The following is an 8,205-nucleotide window of genomic DNA, read 5'->3' as shown; positions in this document are numbered from 1 at the left end:
GGAATGCAGTTCAAGACGCTCTGCGTCAAAAGAGGACGCGGAGCGTCCAGAACGGCGTACCGACGCGGAGCGTCGGCACGATAATCAATATTGAGCCTATCGTTCCTCACGCTCCAGTGGGAATGCAGTTCACGACGCTCTGCGTCGCAAGAGGACGCGGAGCGTCCAGAACGGCGTACCGACGCGGAGCGTCGGCACGATAATCAAAAGTCGGGCACGATGATCTATAGGCGGTTACTTATCCGAATGTCCCTGCGCCATGGCGACCACGACTTTGCGCTTGCCGGTGAAGGGTGCGCGGGAGTGGGCGGTGAGCATGTTGTCGAGCATCAGGACGTCGTTTTCCAGCCATGGGAAGCTGACGGTGCATTCGTCGAGTACGCCGCGGATTTCGTCCAGCAGGGTTTCTTCGAGGGGCGAGCCGTCGCCGTAGTAGACGTTGCGTGGCAGGTCTTCTTCGTCCACTACGTCGAGCAGGGTTTCGCGCACTTCCGGTTGCAGGTTGGAGATGTGGAACAGGTGCGCCTGGTTGAACCAGACGCTGTCATGGGTCACCGGGTGGCGCGATACTGCCTGGCAAATCTGCCGGGTACGCAGTTCGCCGTCGTCTTTCCATTCGCATTCGATGTTGTGCGCCCGGCAGTAGGCTTCGACCACAGACTCATCTTCGGTGTTGAATACCTGGCTCCATTCCACATCGAGCCCGTTGCCGTAGTTACGCACGTACATCAGTTTCTTTTCGACAAAGCGTTCGCGAATGCGCGCCGGGATGCGTCGGTAGATTTCGCGGCTGTCGGCGATCGGTGTTTCGCCACCCGTCTGCGCCGCGATCATGCTGTAGAACCAGATCTTCATCGGCCATTCCAGCGTGTACGCCTGCTCGTTGTGCAGCGGTATGCTCTGGTGCGCCGGGTACTCGGTCGAGGTGTACACGCCTTTGGTAACGTTGCTCCGCGGCGTAGAACCGAACTCGTAGTTAAGCAGCGGATCGCCGAAACCGGCGGCGAACTCGCGAAACGCTTCTGCGCCACCGACCTCGAAGCCGCGAAACAGAATCCCGCCGGCGCTGTACAGGTGCCCGGCGACCAGCGGCTTGAGTTCGCCCAGCGCTTCCATCAAGTCCAGACCGGGCTCGGGTGCCTGCACCAGCATCGGCAAGCTGCCCGCCCCTGCCAGCAACGGCCGGATATCCAAACTCAACGCATGACTCATGATGTTTCTCCCTTGATGGCAAAAGCGCCCGAGCCCCTGCGGCCTGGCGCAACACCAATGTCCAGATTGAACGTACTGCGCCGCTGAAAAATTAACCGTACCGCCCTATTCATGCGGCATGCGGAGGTGTTCGGCCGTCCTGAAACAATTTTTTGCATTTAAACGCAAAAAATTCCTATAGGAATTCAGTTCTCATTCGTCTTTGACTTAATGTGACGCTTTTATATCGCCCGCGCGTACAGACAGAGGGCACCGCCCTGCGGCCGCTCCACATCGTGAATCGAGATTGTTTATCCATGTCGAAGAAGTCCCGTTCAAAAATCTGGTTTCTCGTCCACAGCTGGCTGGCCCTGCCGATCTGGTTCTTCGTGCTGATCGTCTGTGTGACCGGCACGCTGGCCGTGGTCAGCAAGGAAATCATGTGGCTGGCCAACCCGGAGATGCGTGACAACCGCCCTTCCGATGATGCCCGGCGCCTGAACTTCGAACAGATTCGCGCCACCATCGAACGCAACCAACCGGACCTGATCGTCGGTACCATCATGCAGCCGGACGGCGACTACTTCGCCTTGAGCGTGTTCATCACCTACCCCGACGGGCGTTCGGTGCCGGCTTACGTCAACCCTTACACCGGGGTGATTCAGGGCATTACCCCGTCGTTCGACTTCCGCCGCTTCACCCGCGCGCTGCACGGCTGGTGGCTGGTGCCGTTTACCAACGGTTATTCGTGGGGCTGGTATCTGGTGTCGATTCTCGGCCTGCCGTTGCTGGCGTCGCTGGTGACCGGGCTGGTGGTCTACAAGAAATTCTGGCGCGGCTTTTTCAAGCCCGTGCGTTTTAGCCAGGGCCCGCGGATTTTCTGGGGCGACCTGCATCGCCTCAGCGGCGTCTGGTCGATCTGGTTCATCGCGGTGATTTCCATCACCGGCACGTGGTTTCTGATCCAGGCGATTCTGGGCGACAACCAGATCAGTATTTCCAGCAAATCCCAGGTCGCGTCGATCATCCCGCACAGCGCCGTACCACTGACTGCCGACGGCAGACCCGCGCCGACCATCAGCCTGGAGCGCGCCGTGGAAATCGCCAGGGAGCGGATTCCGGGCCTGGAAGCCAGTTTCATCACGCCGCCGTTCAATGCCTACAGCAACCTGCAGGTGGGTGGGCGCAGCTGGTATCCATTGATGTTCCAGACTGCCGAAATCAACCCGTACAGCGGCGAGATTGCCGCCTCGCACCTGCTGTCGGACCGCAACAAACTGGAGTTCGTCACCGAGTCCATGCGGCCGCTGCACACCGGTGATTTCGGCGGCATCTGGATCAAGCTGATCTGGGCGTTCTTCGGTCTGCTGCTAAGCATGATGGTGCTCAGCGGCCTGTTGATCTGGAGCAAGCGTACTGCACTGGCGACGCTCAACGCCCTCAAGCGTGAAACCCGAGCCCGCCCGGCAACGGCCGCTGCAACCCCACGAAACACCTCGCCCTCGCCGCTGGCGACCCGCACCCCGGAGAACAGCCTGTGAGCAAGGCCGCCACTGTTGCACAACCTGCATCGTCATTGAGTCGTTTCTGGCACAAATGGCGCTTCCATATCAACGTGCTGCTGGTGCTGATCCCGCTGGGTTTCATGCCCAAGTACTTTTCCGATAACGCGCTGGATCGCGGTGATCAGGGCCTTGGCCAGCGCGAGATCGGCGAGATTCAGGTCGGCCCGTGGAGCCTGCGCCTGGCAGAAGACCGCAACGAAGCGCCGCGCCTTTCCGGCCCATCGGGCTACATGAAAAGTTTCAATGCGGCGCTGTGCAACGCCTGCATCGACCGGGTCAAGGCCACTTATCTGCGCATCGGCAAACCGCGCAGCCTGCGCACCGCCGGGGTGATTTTCTTCGGTGGCGGCTACCGCATGAGCGCCTCCATGCAGATTGCGCAAAACACCGATCCCGACGCCGAGCTGTGGATCACCATGGAAGGCTGGGACGGCGCCGTGCATCAGACCTCCATCCCCCTGCAACAGGCTTCGCCCAGCACCGTGGCGTGGCTGAAAAAACAAGGAGCCCAACCATGAGTGCCCGCCCTTCCCTGCGCTGGCTGACGGCCAGTGCCCTGTGCCTGCTTGGCCTGAGCAGCAACGCCCTGGCGCATAACCCGATGTGCGAATGCAAACAGATCGACACCGAGCAGATCCGCTGCACCGGCGGTTTTTCCGACGGCAGTGGTGCACCGGGTGTGACCCTGGACGTGATCGGCTACGACGAAACCATTCTGGTGCCCGGCAAGCTCGGCGAAGACTCGACCGTGACCTTCAAGCGCCCGGCTTCGGAGTTCTACGTGCTGTTCGACGCCGGACCCGGTCACGTGGTGGAAATCGATCAGGCGGATATCCAGGCCCCATGAGCGCACCGACCCGACATATCGTCCGTCCGGCAGGCGCCGGGCATGAAACCCTGTACGTCCTGTTGCTGTGCCTGCTGATCCTCGGCAGCGCTGCCGGCGTGATCAGCCTGCACCGTGATACTCAGGAAACGCACAGCGTCTCCAGCCATCAACTGGACGCACGACGCGACCTGAGCGCTGCGGAACAAGGCATTTACGCCGACCTGCGCGTGACCCTCGATGAAATCCGCCTGCTGGCCACCGAGCAGCAGACACCGATCACCCCAGAGCAACTGGGCGATGAAGGCTTTGCGCCGTTCGCCAAAGATGCCAGTTCGGTGAGCCGTGGCGATCATGCCTGGCAGATGATCGAGCGGTCCTATCTGGGGCTGAGCCGGACGCCGAGCGTGGCCGGTTCGTTTCTGATGCGTGTCGATTCCGGCGAGCAGCCGGACATCTGGATCAACCGCAACGCCTCGCCGGCGGCGGTCAGCGACCTCGGTGACCAGGCCCTGATCGATTCAGGCTGGAAACAGGTCGTCGCGCAATTCGATGCTGGCGTGACCCGTCAGCACCCGCACTGAAACTCCGCATTCCTTTGAAAGAAGACCGCTTGCCCATGCCTATTTCACTCAAACGCCGTCCCTTGCTGCGCGTCCTGCTGACGGGGCTGATGGTCGCCCTGCTGGCGCCGTCCGGCTTCGCCGCCGAACCGGCCAAACGCCTGCGCATCGGCATTACCCTGCACCCTTACTACAGCTACGTGAGCAATATCGTCGGCGACAAGGCCGACGTCGTGCCGCTGATCCCGGCGGGCTTCAACCCGCATGCCTATGAGCCGCGCGCCGAGGACATCAAGCGCATCGGTTCGCTGGACGTGATCGTACTCAACGGCGTCGGCCATGACGACTTTGCCGACCGCATGATCGCCGCCAGTGAAACGCCGAACATCAAGACCATCGAGGCCAACGCCGATGTGCCGTTGCTGGCGGCCACCGGGGTGGCGGCGCGAGGTGCCGGCAAAGTGGTCAACCCGCACACCTTCCTGTCGATCAGTGCGTCCATTGCGCAGGTCAACAATATCGCCCGCGAGCTGGGCAAGCTGGACCCGGACAATGCCAAAACCTACACCGCCAATGCCCGTGCCTATGGCAAACGCCTGCGCCAGATGCGCGCCGACGCGCTCGCCAAACTGACCAAGGCACCCAATGCCGACCTGCGCGTGGCCACGGTGCATGCCGCCTACGACTACCTGCTGCGCGAATTCGGCCTGGAAGTCACCGCCGTGGTTGAACCGGCGCATGGCATCGAGCCCAGCCCGAGTCAGTTGAAAAAAACCATCGACCAACTGCGTGAGCTGGATGTGAAAGTGATCTTCTCGGAGATGGACTTCCCGTCCACCTACGTCGAGACCATTCAGCGTGAATCCGGAGTTCGGCTGTACCCGCTGTCGCACATTTCCTATGGCGAGTACACCGCCGACAAGTACGAAAAGGAAATGGCCGGCAACCTCGACACGGTGGTACGTGCCATTCAGGAGTCGGGCGCATGACGGCTGCACAGCACCTCGACATCGTCAGCCAGGGGCCGGGCATCGAATTCAATCAGGTCAGCCTGACCCTCGGGCGCACCACGATTCTCGATCAGGTTCACTTCAATGTGCGCGCCGGCAGCGTACACGCACTGGTCGGCCCGAACGGCGGTGGCAAAAGTTCGCTGATCAAGACCCTGCTCGGGCAGACACCGCATCAAGGTCAGTTGAGCCTGCTGTGGCCTGCTGCCCCGGGCCTGATCGGCTATGTACCGCAGGCGCTGGAGTTCGACCGTGGCCTGCCGATGACCGTGGACGATTTCATGGCGGCCATGTGTCAGCGACGCCCGGCGTTTCTGGGCTTGTCGAAGCACTACGCAGCAGCGATTGGCGAGGCACTGGAACGGGTCGGCATGCAGGACAAGCGCAAACGGCGCATGGGCGCGCTGTCCGGTGGCGAGCGGCAGCGCGTGCTGCTGGCGCAGGGGCTGATTCCTGCGCCGCAATTGCTGGTGCTGGATGAGCCGATGTCGGCGCTGGATGAGGCGGGTATTCAGGTGTTTGAGCGGTTGTTGGGTGACTGGCGCCGAAGCGGATTCACGGTCCTGTGGATCGAGCATGACCTGGATGCCGTCAGGCGTCTGGCCGATCAGGTTACGGGGCTCAACCGACGCATCCTGTTCGACGAACCGGCCGCCACCGCGCTGACCCCGGAACGGCTGCTGACCCTGTTTTCCGCGCACCCGCGCACGATGGATAGCAGTGCCGGGAGGATCGCGTAATGGATTACGAAACCTTTCGCCTGTTCATTCAGGGCCTCGCCTCGTCCGGTTACCTGCCCGAGGCGCTGGCCTACGGTTTCGTGGTCAACGCCCTGCTCGCCGGGCTGTTGATCGGCCCGGTGCTGGGCGGTCTGGGCACGCTGGTGGTGGTCAAGCGCTTCGCGTTTTTCTCCGAAGCCGTGGGTCATGCGGCACTCACCGGGGTGGCGATCGGCATTCTGCTCGGTGAACCCTACACCGGCCCCTATGGTGCCCTGTTCGGCTATTGCCTGCTGTTCGGCATCGTCCTCAACTACCTGCGCAACCGCACCGGGCTAGCACCGGACACGCTGATCGGCGTGTTCCTGTCGGTATCCCTGGCACTGGGCGCGAGCCTGCTGCTGGTGCTGGCCGGCAAGATCAACGTGCACATTCTGGAAAACGTGCTGTTCGGCTCGGTACTGACCGTCAACGGTAACGACCTGCTGGTGCTGCTGATTGTCGGTTCGCTGGTCATGGGCCTGAGCCTGCCGCTGTACAACCGCATCATGCTGGCCAGCTTCAATCCGCAGCTGGCTGCGGTGCGCGGCGTGGCGGTAAAGACGCTGGATTACCTGTTCGTGATTCTGGTGACGCTGATTACCGTCGCGGCGGTGAAAGTCATCGGCGCGATTCTGGTCGGTGCGCTGCTGGTGATTCCGGCGGCGGCAGCGAGGTTATTGAGCCAGTCGCTGAAAGGCTTCTTCTGGATCTCGGTGGCCATCGCGACCATCAGCACCCTGTGCGGCATCCTGCTGCCCATCGTCTACGACCTGCCTGTGCCGTCCGGCGCGGCAATCATTCTGGTGGCGGGCATTGCTTTCGCCCTGGCCGCCATCGCTCGCGGCACGCTGCCGAGCCTGAAAGGGAATATTGGATAAATGCCCACGTTACGTACCTTGAGTCTGGCGCTGCTCATCACCGGCCTGTTCAGCAACAGCCTGCAGGCGGCCGACAGCAAAACCGATAAACCGCAACCGGTGCGAGTGCTGGCCAGCCTGCCGATCACTTATGGCCTGGGCGAAATACTGCTCAAGGACAGCGGTGTGGTGCTGGACCGCGCTGCCGCGGCCAACCTGCCGGGCTCGCGTCAGACCGCGTATTTCACCGGGCGTGGTGCCGATGCCTTGCGCGGGCTGGCGAACAACGCCGACGCGGTGATCGGCTTGCGCTCGATCTGGGCCGATGACCCGCTCTACCCCAATGCACGGCGCAGCAATATTCGTATCGTCGAGATCGATGCCGCACGTCCGGTGGACGGCAGTCTGCCGGGCATCGCCGTACAGCCGGGTCAGGGCACTGACGGATTGAACAGTCAGCCGTGGCTGGCGAGCAATAACATGGGGCGTATGGCGGATGTGCTGGCAGCGGACCTGGTGCGCCTGGCACCGGCCGCCAAACCGAAAATCGAGGCCAATCTGGCGGCGTTCAAACAGCAGCTACTCAAGCTCAGCGCCATCAGCGAAGCCGCGCTGGCCGGTGCCGATAATTTGAGTGTGGTGAGTTTGTCGGATCGCTTCGGCTATTTGATCAGCGGGCTGAATCTGGAGCTGATCGACACTCAGGCACTGACGGACGAGCAATGGACGCCAGAAGCCTTGAGCAAACTGAGCGCGACCCTGAAGGATAACGACGTGGCCTTGGTGCTCGATCACCGCCAGCCACCCGCGCCGGTCAAGGCCGCCATCGAGGCGGCTGGCAGCAAGCTGTTGGTGCTGGGGATTGACGGCGCTGACCCGCTAGCGGAGTTACAGGGTGATATTCAGGGGATTATCGGGGTGCTGGCTGGCAAGGAGTGAGATTATCGTTCCCTACGCTCCAGCGTGGAAATTGCAGTTCGCGATGCTCTGCGTCGCAAAGAGGACGCGGAGCGTCCAGAACGGCATGACGACGCTCTGCGTCGCACGATAGTTGAGTTGCCCGACGCAGCGCTTCAGCACGGAGTTGAGATTATCGTTCCTCACGCTCCAGCGTGGGGATGCAGTTCGCGACGCTCTGCGTCGCAAAGAGGACGCGGAGCGTCCAGAACGGCATGACGACGCTCTGCGTCGCACGATAGTTGAGTTGCCCGACGCAGCGCTTCAGCACGGAGTTGAGATTATCGTTCCTCACGCTCCAGCGTGGAAATGCAGTTCGCAATGCTCTGCGTCGCAAGAGGACGCGGAGCGTCCGGAACGGCATGACGACGCGGAGCGTCGCACGATAGTTGAGTTGCCTGACGCAGAGCTTCAGCACGAAGTTCAGATTATCGTTCCGCACGCTCCAGCGTGGGAATGCAGTTCTCGACGCTCT

Annotated in this window: 9 protein-coding genes; 8 read left to right on the top strand and 1 reads right to left on the bottom strand. The window is 61.8% G+C overall.

Annotated elements, in window-relative coordinates; translation table 11 throughout:
* Positions 1 to 234: 234 nt before the first annotated feature.
* Complete coding sequence (locus KUIN1_RS10215) at positions 235 to 1,212, bottom strand: TauD/TfdA family dioxygenase (protein WP_024650819.1); 978 nt, start codon at positions 1,210 to 1,212, stop codon at positions 235 to 237.
* A gap of 296 nt (positions 1,213 to 1,508) precedes the next feature.
* Between KUIN1_RS10215 and KUIN1_RS10210 the strand changes: the two genes are divergently transcribed.
* The 8 genes from KUIN1_RS10210 to KUIN1_RS10175 are packed head-to-tail and all read left to right on the top strand — an operon-like array spanning position 1,509 to position 7,712.
* On the top strand, positions 1,509 to 2,732 hold the full coding sequence (locus tag KUIN1_RS10210; RefSeq protein WP_003406927.1) for a PepSY-associated TM helix domain-containing protein: 1,224 nt from the start codon (positions 1,509 to 1,511) through the stop codon (positions 2,730 to 2,732).
* Positions 2,729 to 3,274, top strand: a complete 546-nt coding sequence (locus KUIN1_RS10205; protein ID WP_116886356.1) for a thiamine pyrophosphate-binding protein — start codon at positions 2,729 to 2,731, stop codon at positions 3,272 to 3,274. The genes KUIN1_RS10210 and KUIN1_RS10205 overlap by 4 nt, the downstream gene beginning before the upstream one ends.
* A complete protein-coding gene (locus KUIN1_RS10200) occupies positions 3,271 to 3,603 on the top strand; it encodes a hypothetical protein (RefSeq protein ID WP_003406932.1) in 333 nt (110 codons plus the stop codon). The genes KUIN1_RS10205 and KUIN1_RS10200 overlap by 4 nt, the downstream gene beginning before the upstream one ends.
* Complete coding sequence (locus KUIN1_RS10195) at positions 3,600 to 4,166, top strand: DUF6162 family protein (protein ID WP_024650818.1); 567 nt, start codon at positions 3,600 to 3,602, stop codon at positions 4,164 to 4,166. Before KUIN1_RS10200 ends, KUIN1_RS10195 begins: the two co-directional genes overlap by 4 nt.
* A 35-nt stretch (positions 4,167 to 4,201) precedes the next feature.
* The gene (locus tag KUIN1_RS10190) at positions 4,202 to 5,134 is read left to right on the top strand and encodes a metal ABC transporter substrate-binding protein (RefSeq protein WP_011267340.1); all 933 of its coding nucleotides are present in this window, start codon (positions 4,202 to 4,204) and stop codon (positions 5,132 to 5,134) included.
* Positions 5,131 to 5,895: a metal ABC transporter ATP-binding protein gene (locus tag KUIN1_RS10185; RefSeq protein ID WP_024641871.1), complete on the top strand. Its 765-nt coding sequence runs from the start codon at positions 5,131 to 5,133 to the stop codon at positions 5,893 to 5,895. Before KUIN1_RS10190 ends, KUIN1_RS10185 begins: the two co-directional genes overlap by 4 nt.
* Positions 5,895 to 6,794: a metal ABC transporter permease gene (locus KUIN1_RS10180; RefSeq protein ID WP_024641872.1), complete on the top strand. Its 900-nt coding sequence runs from the start codon at positions 5,895 to 5,897 to the stop codon at positions 6,792 to 6,794. Before KUIN1_RS10185 ends, KUIN1_RS10180 begins: the two co-directional genes overlap by 1 nt.
* Positions 6,795 to 7,712: a metal ABC transporter substrate-binding protein gene (locus tag KUIN1_RS10175; protein ID WP_024659859.1), complete on the top strand. Its 918-nt coding sequence runs from the start codon at positions 6,795 to 6,797 to the stop codon at positions 7,710 to 7,712.
* The last annotated feature ends 493 nt before the right edge of the window (positions 7,713 to 8,205 follow it).

The organism is Pseudomonas sp. KUIN-1 (assembly GCF_009176725.1).
Taxonomy (GTDB): Bacteria; Pseudomonadota; Gammaproteobacteria; order Pseudomonadales; family Pseudomonadaceae; genus Aquipseudomonas; species Aquipseudomonas fragariae.
This window is presented reverse-complemented; position numbering and strand designations above follow the sequence as displayed.

What these genes read in the sequence shown, in the direction of transcription:
- KUIN1_RS10210 (WP_003406927.1), top strand. Translation starts at nt 1,509, where the DNA reads ATGTCGAAGAAGTCCCGTTCAAAAATCTGGTTTCTCGTCCACAGCTGG.
- KUIN1_RS10175 (WP_024659859.1), top strand. Translation starts at nt 6,795, where the DNA reads ATGCCCACGTTACGTACCTTGAGTCTGGCGCTGCTCATCACCGGCCTG.
- KUIN1_RS10195 (WP_024650818.1), top strand. Translation starts at nt 3,600, where the DNA reads ATGAGCGCACCGACCCGACATATCGTCCGTCCGGCAGGCGCCGGGCAT.
- KUIN1_RS10190 (WP_011267340.1), top strand. Translation starts at nt 4,202, where the DNA reads ATGCCTATTTCACTCAAACGCCGTCCCTTGCTGCGCGTCCTGCTGACG.
- KUIN1_RS10215 (WP_024650819.1), bottom strand. Translation starts at nt 1,212, where the DNA reads ATGAGTCATGCGTTGAGTTTGGATATCCGGCCGTTGCTGGCAGGGGCG.
- KUIN1_RS10180 (WP_024641872.1), top strand. Translation starts at nt 5,895, where the DNA reads ATGGATTACGAAACCTTTCGCCTGTTCATTCAGGGCCTCGCCTCGTCC.
- KUIN1_RS10185 (WP_024641871.1), top strand. Translation starts at nt 5,131, where the DNA reads ATGACGGCTGCACAGCACCTCGACATCGTCAGCCAGGGGCCGGGCATC.
- KUIN1_RS10200 (WP_003406932.1), top strand. Translation starts at nt 3,271, where the DNA reads ATGAGTGCCCGCCCTTCCCTGCGCTGGCTGACGGCCAGTGCCCTGTGC.